Source organism: Humibacillus xanthopallidus (assembly GCF_006716675.1).
Classification (GTDB): Bacteria; Actinomycetota; Actinomycetes; order Actinomycetales; family Dermatophilaceae; genus Humibacillus; species Humibacillus xanthopallidus_B.
Window position 1 is genome coordinate 562,299 of sequence record NZ_VFPM01000001.1, and the last position, 14,209, is coordinate 576,507.

Sequence of the window (14,209 nt, forward strand, 5' to 3'; positions counted from 1 at the left end):
CGCCCAACTCCCCCGCCGCCCCGAGCGTCCGACACAATGGCGCACGTGGCGCAGCCTGTGAGCGGGATGAACCGGACCTCCCCCGGCCTACCGTCCCCCTACGTCGAGTTCGACCGGGCGGCGTGGTCGCGGCTGCGCGAGAACCACCCGCTCAACCTCGACGACGCCGACCTCGCCCGGCTGCGCGGCCTCGGCGACCGCATCGACCTGCGCGAGGTCGAGGAGGTCTACCTGCCGCTCTCGCGCCTGCTCAACTTCTACGTCGGGGCCACCCGGCAGCTGCATGCCGTGACGAGCGACTTCCTCGGCGAGCGCCCGGCCCCGACCCCCTTCGTCATCGGCGTGGCCGGCTCGGTCGCCGTCGGCAAGTCGACGACGGCGCGCATCCTGCGCGAGATGCTCGCCCGCTGGCCCGACACGCCACGGGTGGCCCTCGTGACGACCGACGGCTTCCTCTTCCCCAACTCCGAGCTCGAGAGCCGGGGACTGTTGCAGCGCAAGGGATTCCCCGAGTCCTATGACCGCCGTGCGCTGTTGCGCTTCGTCGCCGAGATCAAGTCGGGCCGCGAAGAGGTGAGCGCGCCGGTCTACTCCCACCTCACCTACGACATCGTCCCCGGCGAGCGCATCGTCGTGCGCCGCCCCGACGTGCTCATCGTCGAGGGGCTCAACGTCCTCCAGGCCCCGCAGGTGCACCCGGTGCGCGGGTCAGGCCTGGCCGTGAGCGACTTCTTCGACTTCTCCGTCTACGTCGACGCGTGGGTCGACGACGTGCGCACGTGGTACGTCGAACGCTTCCTGCGCCTGCGGCAGACGGCCTTCTCGGACCCCAACTCCTACTTCCACCGGTATGCCGTGCTGTCCGACGACGAGGCCGTCGCCACCGCCAACCGCATCTGGCGCGAGATCAACGGCCCCAACCTCGTCGAGAACATCCTGCCGACCCGGTCGCGGGCGACCCTCGTGCTCTCCAAGGGCGAGAACCACGAGGTCACCCGGGTGCGGCTGCGCAAGATCTAGACGAACGGAGTCTCACGCCCGCGGTCGGCCCGGAGCTCCGCGGCTCAGTACCAGTGCGGTGAGCGAGCCTGCCACGTGGACCAGGCGTTGCAGGGGTTGCCGTAGGACATCTTGATGTACCAGAGGCCCCACTTGATCTGCGTCAGCGGGTTGGTGCGGTAGTCGGCACCCATCGTGGCCATCTTCCGTGCCGGCAGCGACTGCGGGATGCCGTAGGCACCCGAGCTGGGGTTCTCGGCCCACCAGCGCCAGTCGCTCTCTCCGGTCCAGAGGTTGACGAGGCAGTTGTACTGCGCGTCGCTCGTCCAGCCCTGGTCGACCATGAGGACGCGGGCGGCGGCCTTCGGGTTGCTCTTCGCGTTCGCGATGGCCGTCTTGCGGGCCTTCTCGCGCTCGGCGCGCTCGGCGGCAGCCCGGGCCTCCTTGGCCTTGCGGGCGGCCTCGACCTTCTGCTTCGCCTCGAGCTCCTTGGCGTCGCGGGCGCCGGACGCTGCGATCGCCGTGCGACGCTCGTTGCGCGACACCGATGCCGCCGCGCGGTAGGTGAGGTCGACGGTGCTCGCCCGGGCCAACTCGTCGGTCTGGGCGACGACGCCGGAGCCGACGACGAAGGCAGCCGGGTCGGCGCCGATGAGGTTGTTGGCCTTGGCGTAGGCGATGCCCGAGCCGACGAGGCCCAGGGTGAGGGCGCTCGCGAGCACCGGGCGACCGAGGCGGCGGCGGGGCTTGGCCTCGGGGCGGGCGTGCCGTGCTCGACGGCTCTCCGTGGCGGCGCGGGCGTGCGAGGCGGCGCTCAGCGTGTCGTTGAGGGCAGACGCTCGAGCGGCGACGCGGGCGGTCGGCACCGGCACGGTGGCCTGGCTCGGCTCCCGGGCGGCGGTGCGGGACGACCGGGCGGCCGGCAGGGTCTCCTGCGCAGTGGCGGCCGATCGCCGCGAGGGGCGCGTGTCACTGCGGTGGGACGCCGAGGGTGACAGCGATGTGGCGGGAGGGGTCGCGGACGGGGTGCTGGCCGGTGGGGCCGAGCGGTGTCGTCCTTGGTATCGAGCCACGAAGCGGAGTCACACCTTCCTGCGGGCGTCGGGCGGACGGCATACCGCCCGCTGCTCACGATCGGCAGCGGGTGGCGGCGTCCGGCGGGGTGGAGGGGACCGGGCACGCATGGGCGAGCCCGGCTCGACGTCGGCGTCAGGGCCCCACGGTGCCAGCCCACCCCACACGGTCGCAAATCGTGTCCAACCTTTTATCACGGTTGGCGTGGGGCGGGGCCGGCGACGGAGACGCGGTTCAGGTCATGGTTCGATGCCCTCGAGCAGGTCGGTCACGAGGGCAGCGATGGGGCTGCGCTCGCTCCGGGTGAGCGTCACGTGGGCGAAGAGCGGATGCCCCTTGAGCTTCTCGATGACCGCCGCGACGCCGTCGTGCCGGCCCACCCGCAGGTTGTCGCGCTGAGCGACATCGTGGGTGAGCACGACCTTGGAGTTCTGGCCGATGCGGCTCAGCACGGTGAGCAGCACGTTGCGCTCGAGCGACTGCGCCTCGTCGACGATCACGAAGGCGTCGTGCAGCGACCGGCCACGGATGTGCGTCAGCGGGAGCACCTCGAGCAGGCCCCGGTCCATCACCTCGTCGACGACCTCGCTCGACACGAGGGCGCTCAGCGTGTCGAAGACCGCCTGGCCCCAGGGGTTCATCTTCTCGGCCTCGGTGCCGGGCAGGTATCCGAGCTCCTGACCTCCCACGGCGAAGAGCGGCCGGAAGACGAGCACCTTGCGCTGGGCCCGACGCTCCATGACCGACTCGAGCCCGGCGCACAAGGCGAGGGCCGACTTCCCGGTGCCCGCGCGTCCGCCGAGGCTGACGATGCCGACGTCGGGGTCGAGGAGCAGGTCGAGCGCGATGCGCTGCTCGGCGCTGCGGCCGTGCAGTCCGAACGCGTCACGGTCGCCGCGCACCAGCCGGATCTGCTTGTCGGCGCCGACCCGCCCCAGACCGCTTCCCCGCGGCGAGAGCAGGACCAGACCGGTGTGACAGGGCAGCTCGGCGGCGCCCTCGTGCTCGACGCGGCCCCGCTCATAGAGCTGGTCGAGCTCGTCGGTCGTGACCTCCAGCTCCTGGATGCCGGTCCAGCCGGAGTCGACGCCCTGCTCGTGGCGGTACTCCTCGGCCTCGAGGCCGCACGCCGACGCCTTGACCCGCATCGGCAGGTCCTTGGACACGATCGTCACGTCGCAGCCCTCGTTGGCGAGGTTCCTCGCGACGGAGAGGATGCGCGTGTCGTTGTCGCCGAGCCGGAATCCGGCGGGGAGCGACGAGGGGTCGGTGTGGTTGAGCTCGACGCGCAGGCTACCGCCGGCGTCACCGACGGCGACGGGCCGGTCGAGGCGCCCCTCGCTGACGCGCAGGTCGTCGAGCAGGCGCAGGGCCTGCCGGGCGAAGTAGCCGAGCTCGGGGTGGTGTCGCTTGCCCTCCAGCTCCGTCACGACGACGACGGGCAGCACGACCTCGTGCTCCGCGAAGCGGGTCATCGCCTTGGGGTCCGACAGGAGCACCGACGTGTCGAGCACGTAGGTCTTGCGTGCCGGACCGGGGTCCGGGCTGGCGCCGCTGCGCGTGCGGGTCGTCGTGCTCGAGGTGGCGGTCGACGTGGCGGTGTCGGCCGGGGCCGAGCTCTTCGTAGCCATTCCCACTCCTAGCGGCGCGCACGCTCAGCACGCGCCTAGTCGCTCCCGAGGTGCCGGGCGGCCACCGGAGGGTGGCGTCGTGCCCGGCCCTCCGTGCGAAGCGATTGCTCCATCGGTGGGCCTCCTGGCAGTGCCGGACGGGTGTCCGTCACTGCCTCGACGGTACGACTCCGGCGCGCCGTCGGGATGCATCTCGCGCTCGTGTCGCGCGAGTGTTCACAAGCCTTTAACACGACGGCCACCGTGTCAGCGTGCCGCCGGCCCGGGGCGACGCACCACCCCGCGGCCGTATGCCGCACGGCCGGCCCGGATCAGACCATCACTTCGCGCGACGCAGGGTGAGCACGCCCACCGTGCCGGCGAGGGCGCCGAGAAGCACGACGAGGACGATGGCGCCGACGCCGCCCTCGGACTGGCCCGAGCCGATCCTCGTCAGCGCGAGCACGCAGACGAGCACGACGGCCGCGCACACCCCGGCGAGGATCCAGCGGCCGATGCGCCCGGTGGCGGAGTCGTCGCCGAGCGCCGAGCCGACGTTGGCGCCCGAGGTCACGGCCGCCTCCAGCGGGTCGATGCCGGGGTTGCGGGCGCGCCAGGCCTGCCGAGCGAGGCCCATCCGGAGGATGACCGCGCCGAGCACGACGAAGGCCACCCCGACGACGAGCCGTGCGACGCGGGCGTCGGCACCGCCGAAGATGCCGTAGCCGACCCCGAGCAGGCCGAGGCCCGTGACGAAGGAGCCCATCGTGAGCGTCGTGCCGACGCCGACGGGACCGAAGGGCTGGGCGGGGTCGTCGAGCCACGCATACGGCGGCGGGTCGGTGGGGCGGCCGACGGGCGCCGGCCCGGGGGTCGTCATGCGGAGCCCTCCGGCAGGAGGGCGGCGAGCTCACCGGCGAGCCCCCCGTCGCCCAGCGCACGAGCCGGACCGTCGGCGGTGTCCGACACCGACCAGCCGTCACCGGCGGGGGTGAAGAACCGCGTGCCGACGGCGCCCTCGAGCGTGCGCGTCTCGACGCCGAAGCGCCCCGCGCCGCCGCGCACCTCGTGCATGGCCTCGATCGCTCGCGCGAGCACCGCCGCCGGCTGGTCGACCTCGTCGGTGAGGCCGACGAACCACGTGCCGAGGCTGCGCGGCTGGAGCATCGCGATGATCCCGCCGTCCTCGAGCACGACCATGAGGTCGCCCTCGGTGCCGTCGCGGAAGCTGATGCCGGTCCACCGCTTCGCTCCGGCGAAGACGGTCTCGAGCACGGCGGCCTCCCCACGGCTGACGGCCCGGTCACCCTCCGCGGCGGCGAGGCCGCGAGCGAGGAGCGAGGCCACGGCCGCTGCGACGAGGACCTCGTCGTCGGGCGCGGCGTCGAAGCCGAGCGAGGTGCGCGTCATCACCGAGCTGTCGGTCGAGTGGCGCCCCAGCAGGTAGCGGATCTCGGCCCAGCCGAAGCCGTAGACGTTGTCGGGCAGGGGGACACGCGCCAGCTCCGATCCGGCGAGCGGGTCAGTGGCCATGGGTGGGTGCTCCTTCGTGGGGTCGCTGTGCTCCGGTCCATCCTGCCCGGGCGCCGGACCGGCACCGCGGCGCCGGGGGCCCGGAAGGTCAGAAGATGCTGTTCCAGGCGTCGGCCGCCGCGTCGCCGATGCCCTCGGCGACGTCGGCGATGCCCTCGCCGACCGCGTCGACGGCGTCGTGCACGGCGGGGATGTTCTGGTAGGCGGCGAGCCCCAGGCCGGCGATGCCGCAGGCGACGTTGATGGGCGGCGGGGCGAAGACCGCGCCCACGGCGAGGCCGGTGCCGAGACCGTTCTCGATGATGCCGCGGGTGTCGCCCTCGACGATCGAGGTCGCGAGCTGGGCACCGCTGATCCCGATGCCGATGGGGCCGAGCACGCCGTACTTGCCCACGAGCGTCCCGGCACGGCTGCCCTCCGCGAAGATCCCCGAGAGGCCCTTCATGTCCCACACGTCGGCGACGAGGTTGGCCGTGCCCCCGAACTTCGAGGCCGTGGGCAGCAGGTCGAACATCGGGTCGCCGACCCGGGCGAGGTCGGTGACGGCGGAGAGGTAGCGACCGCTGCGCAGCCAGCCGTCGGCGCGGCTGTAGGTGGCGAGGACACCTGCCGTGGCGCCGAGCAGGCTGGGCAGCCCGACCACCGTCATCCCGTCGGCCAGACCGTCGAGAATCGCGTGGTCGGCCGCGTTGGCGCTTCCCGCACCGGCGCCGGGCCCCACCGGGGAGGGCCCGACGGGTGCGACCGGTCCCATGGGCACTCCAACGGCGCCGCTGCCGCTCGTCGCGTCCTGGGCGCCGGCGTTGCGGCGCAGCGCCTGCGCCAGGCTCTCGAGGTCGCTGCCGAAGGCCGTGAGCTGGGCCTCGACGGGCGGCCAGCGACTCATGAGGTGGTCGAGGTCGCGACCGCCCCAGCTGCCCCTGAGCGCGCCGATGGCGCGAGCCGCCTCACCGCGCACGGTGTCGCAGTCGCGGGCGTGTGCCGTGAGGCGGTCGGCTGCCGAGCGCAGCGCGACCGGGTCGGCGCCCTTCTTGTAGATGGCCATCGCTCTCCCCTGGTGTGGTCGTCCCGAGCAACCTACGGGGACCCGGGGACGGGCGCGATGGGGAGCACTCCCCACCCGGCGCGGAGGTCAGGTGCGGTGGGGCGCCGCGGTCGGTCAGGCGTAGTGGTCCGGCGTGGTGGTCAGGCGCCGCGGTCAGGCGTGGTGGTCAGGTGCCGAAGCGACGGTGCCGGCCGGCATACGCCCGCAGGGCACGGAGGAAGTCGACGTGACGGAAGTCGGGCCAGTAGGCCTCGCAGAAGTAGAACTCCGACGTCGCGCTCTGCCAGAGCAGGAAGCCACCGAGGCGCTGCTCCCCCGACGTGCGGATGACGAGGTCGGGGTCGGGCTGTCCCTTGGTGTAGAGGTGCTCGGCGATGTCGTCGGCCGTGAGGGCCTCCGCGATCTGCTCGGTGCTCTCCCCGGCGGCGGCCCGCTCGAGGAGCAGGTCGCGCACGGCGTCGGCGATCTCACGTCGGCCGCCGTAGCCCACGGCGACGTTGACCGTGAGGCCGTCGACACCCTGGGTGCGGGCGGCGGAGGCGCGCAGGCTCTCGGCGGTGGCGGGCGGCAGGAGGTCGAGGGCACCGACGATCTGCAGGCGCCAGCGACCACTGTCGGCGAGATCGGCGACGGCGGTCTCGATGATGCCCAGCAGCGGGTCGAGCTCCTCAGCCGGGCGGTGCAGGTTGTCGGTCGAGAGCAGCCACAGCGTGACGTACTCGACTCCCGCTTCGCTGCACCAGCCGAGCAGCTCCTCGATCTTGTCGGCGCCGGCCTGGTGACCGCTCGCCGTGCCGTGGCCCCTCGCGCGGGCCCAGCGCCGGTTGCCGTCGAGCATCACGGCCACGTGCCGTGGGAGCGACTCCCGGGGAAGGTCCTTGAGGACTCGGCGTTCGTATGCGCCGTAGACCACGTCGCGCCACCCCACAGGGGGCCTCCTTCTCGTCGCGCACGACCCTCGCTGCCGCACGGGCCGCGAGCGCGACCCGTGCGGGTCGCCGGACCCACCGTACCCCCCACGCCCCGGCCCGCCAGCGGGGTGACGAATCACGTGCCGGGAGTGCGCAGGACGCGTGGCGAAAGAGTGCTGAGGACCTGGAGAGAGCGTGCTGGAGACCCGGCGAGGGCCAACCTACGTTTCCGTAACTTACGGTGTCGTAGGTTATGCTGGCCCCCATGAGCCAGGAGAGCACCGAACCCCAGAGCCCCGAATCGGGCAGGTCCTCGGCCGGCGCAGGCGCAGCGGGCGGAGCCGTCGCCGAGCTCGTCGCGGTCGTCAAGCCGCGACTGCGCGGGTGGCTGCACCTCGTGATGTTTCCCGTCGCGGTCATCGGCGGGCTCGTCCTCATCCTGCTGTCCGAGCCCGGCGCGGTGCGCACGGCCTCGATCGTCTTCACGATCAGTGCCGCCCTCCTCTTCGGCGTCTCCGCGATCTACCACCGGGGCACGTGGGGCCCGCGAGCGAGCACGCTGCTCAAGCGGATGGACCACTCGAACATCTACCTCATCATCGCGGGCACCTACACGCCGTTCGCCGTGACGCTGCTCCCGGCCGACCAGGCCCGGCTCCTGCTGTCGGTCATCTGGGGCGGCGCCATCGCGGGCGTCCTCTTCCGCGTCTTCTGGGTGGGCGCTCCGCGCTGGCTCTACACCGCGCTCTACCTCGCCCTCGGCTGGGCCGCGATCTTCTACGTCGTGCCGTTCTGGCGCACCGGCGGCGCGCTCATCGGCTCGCTCATCGCGATCGGCGGCCTGATGTACACCGCCGGCGGCATCATCTACGGCGTCAAGCGGCCTAACCCGTGGCCGAAGTGGTTCGGCTTCCACGAGATCTTCCACGCCTTCACGCTCGGCGGGTTCCTCACCCACTTCGCGGCCGTCACGCTCGCGATCCTCGGCTACCAAGCCGTCAGCTGAACCGACCCGCCTGAGCGTTCCTGAGCGGTGGGTGCCCGACGCCCTTGGCGTCCGGTTCCCACGGCGCTGTCCGGCCCTTACGGCCGGGTCGCCGAGCCGCCCTCGCCGGGCTGGTCCCGCGGCGCCGCCTGGGGCGCTGAGGTCTCCGACGCTGAGCTCTCGGGCTCTGAGGTTTCGGACGCCTCGCGGGCGTCCGCTGCCTCTGAGGTCGAGCCCGAGGTCGAGCCCTCGGGCTCGCCCCGACGGGCTGCCGCCTCGGCGGCAGCGGCCTCGGCCCGCTCGCGGTCGGTGTAGGCCATCCGCCGCAGCCGCGAGTTCATGTTGCGCACGAGCAGCCACAGTGCGATGGCGAGCACTAAGAAGGCGATGAAGCCCCAGATGCCCGGCCCGACCGGCAGGTTTCCTCCGCCATTCATCAGACGTCCGCCTTCACTGTCGTCTCGTCCTCGTCCTCGTCCACGTGCGTGTCGGAGCTGTCGCCGCCCCCGAGACGGGGCGCACCCTGCGCTCCCGGCGCCTGGGGCTCCGGCTCGGCGGAGACGCGGCCGTCGTAGGCGATCTCGAGATCACCGCGGGTCGCGAGCGCGTCGGCCTCGGCGGGCGAGCCGAGCCCGGCGAAGAGGTCGTCCTCGCCCTCGGCCACGGGCACGTAGGACACCGCCGCCTCGTACTCCTCGACTCCCCAGACGCGCTGCTGGATCTCGAGCGGCACCTGGAACCAGAAGCCGTCGGGGTCGACCTGCGTCGCGTGCGCCATGAGCGCCCGGTCACGGGTCTCGAAGTGGTCGGCGCAGGCGATCGTCGTCGTCACCCGGCCGGAACGCCGCGGCTTCCAGTTGGCCAGCCACTCGGCATACGGGCTGTCGAGGCCCTCGGCGAGCATGGCGTCGTGGATCGCCTCGAGACGCGGCTTGGACCACCCGCCGTTGTAGTAGATCTTGAGCGGCTGCCACGGCGCACCCGCGTGCGGGTAGCGGGTGGGGTCGCCGGCCGCCTCGAAGGCCGCCATCGAGACGGTGTGGCACATGATGTGGTCGGGGTGGGGGTAGCCACCCTTCTCGTCGTAGGTCGTCATGACGTGCGGGCGCCAGCTGCGGATGACGCGCACGAGCGCCTCGGTCGTGACGTCGATGTCCTCGAGCGCGAAGCAGCCGTCGGGCAGCGGGGGCAGCGGGTCGCCCTCGGGCAGCCCGGAGTCGACGAAGCCCAGCCAGGTGTGCTCGACGCCGAGCACCTCCTGGGCGGCCTTCATCTCGTCGCGACGCACCTGGGCGATGTCACGCAGGATGTGCGCGTCGTGCTTCAGCTTCTCGTTGAGGATGTCGCCGCGCTCGCCGCCCGTGCACGAGACGACCATCACCTCGGCGCCCTCGGCGACGTACTTCGCCGTCGTCGCGGCGCCCTTGCTCGACTCGTCGTCGGGGTGCGCATGCACCGCCATCAACCGCATGCCCTGGGCCACGTGGCTCCCTGTCCGTCTGGTCTCGTGTGGTCTCGTGCCGGATGCGCGGGGACCGGCGCCGCGGGCTCGTGGCCTCCCGGCGCAGGGGCCGCGCTCCCCATGGGGGAGACTGGGCCCGTCAGACATCCTCTCACTCCCGGCGGCGACGTCCGCCCGGGGCTCCCGACCGCCAGGACTCCGTATGCCGTCCCGCACCACCCTGCCCCGCCCCGCTCCCGGCACGGCGAAGTGGTGGGTCATCGGCACCCTCGGCGTCGCGGCCGGCGTCGCGATCGCGGTGTGGTTCGGCATCTCCTCGACCGTGGGGCTCGCGAGCTTCACGACGACGGGCTACAAGGTGCTGGACGACCAGTCGGTGCGGGTCACCTTCGAGCTCAACCGTCCGGCCGGCAAGCCGACGACGTGCACGATCCAGGCCCTGGCCCGCGACTTCGCGACCGTGGGCAGCATCGACGTGACCTACCCCCCGCCCCCGGCCGGCACCGGTTCCCTGACCACGACGGAGACGGTGACCCTGCGCACGACGTCGCGCGCGGTGACGGGCGAGGTCAAGACCTGCTCCTGAGCCTTCCCCCCCATCGGAAGAGCACTCCGTCGGCGCTCGGCCACCCCTCCCCATCGACAGAGCACTCCGTCGGGTGCTGGGTGCCCCTGACGGCGGTCTGCGCACGCAAACTGCGCGTCCGAGCGGGGTTTTGTTATGCTGGGTCATTCATCAGGGTCCGGAACCGTCGCCAGCCGGCAACACGAGTCGGCGACACACCGCCGGGCCCTGCGCTTATGTGGACGCCCATGCGCAGCGTGTGGGCGTCGACTCATTACAAGGAGTAGTGACACCACCGTGACCGACACTGCCGCTGGCTTCCTCACGCAGGAGGCCCATGACCGCCTCAAGGCGGAGCTCGACCAGCTGACGGGCGAAGGTCGCATCGAGATCGCTCGCAAGATCGAGGAGGCCCGCGAGGAGGGTGACCTCAAGGAGAACGGCGGCTACCACGCCGCCCGCGAGGAGCAGGGCAAGATGGAGGCCCGCATCCGCCAGCTCACGCAGATTCTCCAGACCGCGACGATCGGCGAGACGCCCGCTGACGACGGCGTCGTCGAGCCGGGCATGCTCGTGACGGTCGAGATGTTCGGCGACGAGGAGACCTTCCTGCTGGGCAACCGCGAGATCGCCGACGGGTCCGACCTTCAGGTCTTCTCCGAGAAGTCTCCCATGGGAGCCGCCGTCAACGGCAAGGCCGTGGGCGACGCCACCTCCTACGTGGCCCCCACCGGCAAGACCATCGACGTCAAGATCATCGCCGCCAAGCCCTACACCGGCTGAGCGAGCCCCAGGACGGGCCGGTTCCCTTCGGGAGCCGGCCCGTTCGCCGTCCCCCCACCCCGTCGAGTGCACAGTTCCCGACGCCACCCCTCCGTCGGGAAGTGGGCACTCGACCCAGCGCGCCCGTCCGATCCCGTCGAGTGCCCAGATCCCGACGCCACCCTTCCGTCGGAAAGTGAGAACTCGACTCTGGCGGGGTCAGGAGGTGTGGCGGATCCGGGCCGCGAGGGCGCGGGCGAGCTCGGGCGCGCGGTCTGCGAGCAGCCCGACGGCAAAGAGGAGGTATGCCGTGTCGACCGTCGCGCTCGCCGCACGCGGAACCTTCCAGCCACCAGCATGGTCGGCCAGCACGGCCCCGAGCACGTGCGCCCGACCTGCCGTGTCGGTGTGGCGCAGCACCCCGCCCGACCCGATGAGCGTCGTGACGTTGGCGAGGGGTCGGGGCGACTCCGTCGGCTGGGCCGGGCGGGCGTGACGACGCACGGCGACGAGTGCGGCGAGCCGGGCCAGCTCGAGGTCGAGGTGCCGCTCGTCGTCGTCGACGGGGAGGGAGGCGGGCCGCTCGTGGACGCGGGCGGCATACGCCCGCAGGGACTCGTCCGCGGGGCCCGGACCGAGGAGGTGCTCCGTCTCGGCGGCCTCGATGACGTGCTCGGCGTTCCAGCGCATACCGAGGTCTCCCTCGACGGTGCGGGCGTGCCACAGGGGGGCCACGACGTCCTTGCGCAGGGTGGCGTCCTCGCCCTCCGGCGTCAGACACGAGTAGACGTCGGTCGTCGCACCACCGATGTCGACGACGAGGACGTCTCCACCGCCCTCCACCGTGGCGAGCACCTCGACGCCGCGCAGCACGACGTCCGGGGTCGCCGCCTCGACCATCGAGCCGAAGGCGGGGTCGCGCGACAGGCCCTTGCCACCGATCACGTGACGCAGGAAGGCTGCTCGGATGGCGGCTCGCGCCGAGTCGGGCGCGATGACGCCGATCTGTGGCAGCACGTTGTCGGCGAGGACGACCGGTCGGCCGGCCTCCTTCAGGGCCGCCGCGGCCTGGTCGCGGGCGTCGACGTTCCCCGCGACGACGATCGGCACGGCATGGTCGCCGTGTCCGCCGATCGCCGCCCGCGCGAGCCGTGCAGCGTTGTGCAGCAGCACATCCGAGTTGCCACCGTCGGTGCCGCCGACGAGCAGCACCATGTCGGGGCGGGCGGCGCGCAGGTCCGCCACCCCGGCCGAGGTGAGCTCGCCCGCGGCCACGTGGACGACCTTTGCCCCCGCAGAGAGGCCGACCCGGTGCCCGGCCTGGGCGGTGACGGTGCGTTCGTAGCCGACGACGGCGAGCCGCAGCCCTCCCCCGGCGCTCGAACACGCATGCACGACAGCCTCGTCCGGCACCTCGAGCACGCTCCGCAGGGTGCGGTAGCCGTCGAGGATGTCACCCCGACGCCTGCCTTGCACGGCAAGCGTCCCCGTCGTGACGGTCGCGGCCGTGCCGAGCACCGAGCCGTCGTCGGCGAGCAGCACGCCCTTGGTGAAGGTCGAGCCGAAGTCGACAGCGAGGATGGTCATCGGCAGCGCGGTCGCCGTGGCACTCAGCCGTGGATGTCGAGCGCCTCGCGCAGGTCGGCGATGAGGTCGTCGACGTCCTCGATGCCGACCGACAGGCGGATGAGGTCCGACGGAACCTCGAGCTCCGTGCCCGCGACCGAGCTGTGCGTCATGCGCCCCGGGTGCTCGATGAGCGACTCGACACCGCCGAGCGACTCGCCGAGGGTCCACAGCTGCACGGCGGCGCACGCCTTGACCGCAGCGTCCTCGCCACGCCGCATCCGGAAGCTCACCATGCCGCCGAAGCGCTTCATCTGGCGCGCGGCGACGTCGTGGTTCTTGTGCGTCGGCAGCCCCGGGTAGAGCACGTGCGACACGCCGTCGTGGCCGGTGAGGAAGTCGACGACCTTCTCGGCGTTGTCGCAGTGCCGCTCCATGCGGACCGCGAGCGTCTTGAGGCCACGCAGGGTGAGCCACGAGTCGAACGGGCCGGCGACTCCGCCGATCGAGTTCTGGTGGAAGGCGATCCGCTCCTCGGCGTCCTCGAGACCAGGCACGCGGATGTCGGTCGCCGTCACGACCGCACCGCCGACCACGTCACTGTGCCCCCCGGCATACTTCGTCGTCGAGTGCGTGACGATGTCGGCGCCGAGCGCGAGCGGGCTCTGGAGGTAGGCCGTCGCGAAGGTGTTGTCGACGACGAGCACGGCCCCGGCCGCGTGGGCGATCGCTGCGATGGCCTCGATGTCGGCGATGCCGAGCAGGGGGTTGGTCGGCGTCTCGACCCAGACGAGCTTCGTCTGACCGGGGCGGATCGCGGCACGCACGGCGTCGAGGTCGCCCATGTCGGCGATGGAGTGCTCGATGCCCTGCGGCCGGGCGACCTTGTTGAAGTAGCGGTAGGTGCCGCCGTAGGCGTCGTTGGGCACGACGACGTGGTCGCCCGGGACGAGCAGCGAGCGGGCCACGGTGTCCTGACCGGCGAGCCCGGACGCGAACGCGAAGCCGCGGCTCCCACCCTCGAGCGCCGCGATGCACTCCTCGAGCGCGGTGCGGGTCGGGTTGGCGGAGCGGCTGTACTCGTAGCCGCTCCGGAAGCCGCCGATGCCGTCCTGCTTGTAGGTCGACACCTGGTAGATCGGGGGCACGACGGCCCCCGTCAGCGGGTCGGCCTCCTGGCCGGCGTGGATGGCGCGCGTGGAGAAACCGTGCTCGTCAGACATGAGGACGAGCCTATGCCCACCCGGGTGAGGGCTCGCCACCGTCTGCGATGCTGCGGCTGCGGCCACGCCTGCGACTACTCCAACCTCATCGACCGGCCGCGTGGGCCGGTCCTGTCGGCGTTGTCGGCGCTCGTGCCCGGCGTCCGTGCCGTCCAGGAGCAGGTGCAGCCGTATGCCGCCGCGTGGGCCGAGAACAACCGTGCCGTCCTCGAGGGTGGCGGCCCCGTCTGGCTGGCGATCGGCGACTCGATGACCCAGGGCATCGGTGCGAGCGCCCCCGACCGGGGCTGGGTGGGACAGCTCAGCACCCGGTTCCGCCGGCGCGGGTGGGAACGCCGCGCTTCCACCCCAACGACCGCGGCTACGCCGAGATGGCGACGGTCCTCGAGCACGCCGTCGAGCGGTGCGACCTCATCTGACAGCCGAGACCGGTTGCGCGGCAACGAGACTCACGCACGTCAGGTGATGCCGTGG

At 72.2% G+C, this 14,209-nt stretch carries 14 protein-coding genes; 4 read left to right on the forward strand and 10 right to left on the reverse strand.

The genetic code is table 11. The features are described from left to right. The first annotated feature begins 36 nt into the window (after positions 1 to 36). Positions 37 to 1,020 (forward strand): type I pantothenate kinase, encoded by a 984-nt coding sequence (gene coaA, locus FBY41_RS02375; protein WP_375869852.1) that lies wholly within the window; start codon positions 37 to 39, stop codon positions 1,018 to 1,020. Positions 1,021 to 1,064: 44 nt separating this feature from the next. Here coaA and FBY41_RS02380 read toward each other — a convergent pair whose 3' ends face one another. The 6 genes from FBY41_RS02380 to FBY41_RS02400 all read right to left on the reverse strand — a co-directional run bounded on the left by FBY41_RS02380 (position 1,065) and on the right by FBY41_RS02400 (position 7,189). Continuing rightward, complete coding sequence (locus FBY41_RS02380; RefSeq protein ID WP_260439513.1) at positions 1,065 to 1,865, reverse strand: aggregation-promoting factor C-terminal-like domain-containing protein; 801 nt, start codon at positions 1,863 to 1,865, stop codon at positions 1,065 to 1,067. A 447-nt stretch (positions 1,866 to 2,312) separates the two neighbouring features. After that, the gene (locus FBY41_RS02385) at positions 2,313 to 3,704 is read right to left on the reverse strand and encodes a PhoH family protein (protein ID WP_260439514.1); all 1,392 of its coding nucleotides are present in this window, start codon (positions 3,702 to 3,704) and stop codon (positions 2,313 to 2,315) included. A 319-nt stretch (positions 3,705 to 4,023) separates the two neighbouring features. Continuing rightward, the gene (locus FBY41_RS23250) at positions 4,024 to 4,563 is read right to left on the reverse strand and encodes a hypothetical protein (RefSeq protein ID WP_185748853.1); all 540 of its coding nucleotides are present in this window, start codon (positions 4,561 to 4,563) and stop codon (positions 4,024 to 4,026) included. Next, positions 4,560 to 5,216, reverse strand: a complete 657-nt coding sequence (locus FBY41_RS02390; protein ID WP_141841815.1) for a hypothetical protein — start codon at positions 5,214 to 5,216, stop codon at positions 4,560 to 4,562. Before FBY41_RS02390 ends, FBY41_RS23250 begins: the two co-directional genes overlap by 4 nt. Before the next feature lie 88 nt (positions 5,217 to 5,304). Then, complete coding sequence (locus FBY41_RS02395) at positions 5,305 to 6,261, reverse strand: WXG100 family type VII secretion target (protein WP_141841816.1); 957 nt, start codon at positions 6,259 to 6,261, stop codon at positions 5,305 to 5,307. A gap of 166 nt (positions 6,262 to 6,427) precedes the next feature. After that, entirely contained in the window at positions 6,428 to 7,189 is a 762-nt protein-coding gene (locus tag FBY41_RS02400) for an isoprenyl transferase (protein ID WP_141841817.1), read from the reverse strand. A gap of 248 nt (positions 7,190 to 7,437) precedes the next feature. On the opposite strand from FBY41_RS02400, the gene trhA reads away from it, so the two are divergent. Further along, positions 7,438 to 8,178, forward strand: coding sequence for a PAQR family membrane homeostasis protein TrhA (gene trhA, locus FBY41_RS02405; protein ID WP_141841818.1), 741 nt, complete (start codon positions 7,438 to 7,440; stop codon positions 8,176 to 8,178). Positions 8,179 to 8,255: 77 nt separating this feature from the next. Here trhA and FBY41_RS02410 read toward each other — a convergent pair whose 3' ends face one another. Both FBY41_RS02410 and mca read right to left on the reverse strand, forming a co-directional pair. Then, positions 8,256 to 8,594 carry a hypothetical protein gene (locus FBY41_RS02410; RefSeq protein ID WP_141841819.1) on the reverse strand — a complete coding sequence of 113 codons (339 nt, stop codon included), beginning with the start codon at positions 8,592 to 8,594 and terminating at the stop codon, positions 8,256 to 8,258. Further along, entirely contained in the window at positions 8,594 to 9,640 is a 1,047-nt protein-coding gene (gene mca / locus FBY41_RS02415; protein ID WP_185748854.1) for a mycothiol conjugate amidase Mca, read from the reverse strand. Before mca ends, FBY41_RS02410 begins: the two co-directional genes overlap by 1 nt. A gap of 181 nt (positions 9,641 to 9,821) precedes the next feature. Here mca and FBY41_RS02420 point away from each other — a divergent pair, with 181 nt between their 5' ends. Both FBY41_RS02420 and greA read left to right on the forward strand, forming a co-directional pair. Beyond that, positions 9,822 to 10,205: a DUF4307 domain-containing protein gene (locus FBY41_RS02420; RefSeq protein ID WP_141841820.1), complete on the forward strand. Its 384-nt coding sequence runs from the start codon at positions 9,822 to 9,824 to the stop codon at positions 10,203 to 10,205. Positions 10,206 to 10,481: 276 nt separating this feature from the next. After that, positions 10,482 to 10,967: a transcription elongation factor GreA gene (gene greA, locus FBY41_RS02425; protein WP_141841821.1), complete on the forward strand. Its 486-nt coding sequence runs from the start codon at positions 10,482 to 10,484 to the stop codon at positions 10,965 to 10,967. 198 nt (positions 10,968 to 11,165) lie between these two features. On the opposite strand, the gene FBY41_RS02430 is transcribed toward greA, so the two are convergent. Together FBY41_RS02430 and FBY41_RS02435 are read right to left on the reverse strand one after the other, a co-directional pair. Further along, positions 11,166 to 12,533: a glutamate mutase L gene (locus tag FBY41_RS02430; RefSeq protein WP_141841822.1), complete on the reverse strand. Its 1,368-nt coding sequence runs from the start codon at positions 12,531 to 12,533 to the stop codon at positions 11,166 to 11,168. A 23-nt stretch (positions 12,534 to 12,556) separates the two neighbouring features. After that, positions 12,557 to 13,735, reverse strand: a complete 1,179-nt coding sequence (locus FBY41_RS02435; RefSeq protein WP_141841823.1) for a cystathionine gamma-synthase — start codon at positions 13,733 to 13,735, stop codon at positions 12,557 to 12,559. Between the last annotated feature and the right edge of the window lie 474 nt (positions 13,736 to 14,209).